The sequence below is a fragment of the Streptomyces abikoensis genome, from assembly GCF_014648775.1.
GTDB lineage: Bacteria > Actinomycetota > Actinomycetes > Streptomycetales > Streptomycetaceae > Streptomyces > Streptomyces abikoensis.
Map to the genome: position 1 here is coordinate 1 of NZ_BMRT01000023.1, position 1674 is coordinate 1674.

1 protein-coding gene is annotated in these 1674 nt (G+C 69.2%); it reads left to right on the forward strand.

Annotated elements, in window-relative coordinates:
- Positions 1-35 precede the first annotated feature (35 nt).
- On the forward strand, positions 36-1674 hold a 1639-nt coding region (locus tag IE096_RS31055), incomplete at its 3' end, for an IS1182 family transposase (protein ID WP_189457480.1).

Below are 1674 nucleotides of genomic sequence, written 5' to 3' on the forward strand. Positions count from 1 at the left end.
TTGGAGACCGACGTTGTCGTTTGGGGTGGGGTTCGATGTCGATGCGTCCGGCCGGGGTCGGGGAGATCCCTGCGGAGACGGTGCGGGTGGCTCGGGCGGCGTTTCCGAAGGGGAACCTGGCGATCCGGCTGCGGGACGAGCTGGGGGTGTTGTTCCGGGACGAGCAGTTCACGGCGCTGTTCCCGGCCCGGGGCAAGCCCGCATGGTCGCCTGGCCGGCTCGCGCTGGTATCGGTGCTCCAATTTGCCGAGGGACTACCAGACCGCCAGGCGGCCGTGGCGGTCCGGGCCCGGATCGACTGGAAATACGCCCTGGGCCTGGAGCTCACCGATCCCGGGTTCGACTACTCAGTGCTCAGCGAATTCCGTGCCCGGCTGGTCGAGGTCGACGGCGGTCAACAGCTCTTCGACCGGGTCCTGGAGGCCGCCCGCCACGCCGGTCTGCTCAAGCCGCCCGGCCGGGCACGGACGGACTCCACCCACGTGCTGGCCGCGATCCGGTCACTGAACCGGCTGGAGTTCGTCATCGAGACCCTGCGCGCGGCACTCAACGCTCTGGCCGCGGCCGCTCCCGATTGGCTGACCGTTAACGCCGATCCCGCCTGGTTCGACCGGTATGCCACCCGGCCCGAGGACTACTGGCTTCCCTCCGGCAAGACCAAGCGCGTCAAGCTGGCCGAGCAGACCGGCCGGGACGGCGTACGCCTGCTCACCGGCGCCCATGCGGCCGATGCGCCCGTCTGGCTGCGCGAGCTGCCTGCCGTCCAGCTCCTGCGCCGAGCGTGGATCCAGCAGTTCACCCTCGACGCAGAGGGCGAGGTACGGTGGCGAGACCCAAAAGACTGCCCGCCAGGCGCGTTGCGCCTGGTCAGCCCCTATGACACCGATGCCCGCGCGAGCGTGAAACGCGACATCAAATGGGACGGGTTCAAGGTCCATCTCACCGAGACCTGCGACGCGGATACTCCCCACTTGATCACGAACGTGCTGACCAGCGACGCCACCGTGCAGGACATTAAGGCCACCGACGCCATCCACGACACCCTGGCCGCCAAAGACCTGCGGCCCGGCGAGCACCTGCTGGACGCGGGCTACATCGACGGCTCCCGCATCGTCACCGCCGCCCAGGAGCACGGCATCATCCTGACCGGCCCCATCCAGGCCGACACCACCGCCCAGGCCACCGGCCCCTACAGCCAGTCCGCCTTCACCGTGGACTGGGATACCAGGACCGTGACCTGCCCAAACGGCAAGACCACCGGCCAGTGGCGCAACACGCTCTCCCACCGCGGCACCCCCGTGGTCCGGGTCCAGTTCTCCGCCACCAACTGCCGTCCCTGCCCCGATCGCTCCGCCTGCATTAGCTCCACCGACGGGACACGGCGGTTCATCACGCTGCGGCCCCAGACCGAACACGAAGCCATTCGCCACGCCCGCGCACTTCAGGACACCCCCGAATGGCGAGAGCGCTACGCGGCCCGCAACGGCATCGAGGGCACCATCTCCCACGCCGTCCACACCGCCGGCATGCGGAAGGCCCGCTACCACGGACTCGCCAAGACCCGGCTCCAGCACCAGCTCACCGCGACCGCGATCAACCTCACCCGTCTCGACGCCTGGAACACAGGCAGGCCACGAGCCCACACCCGTATCTCCCACCTGGCAGCACTTCGCC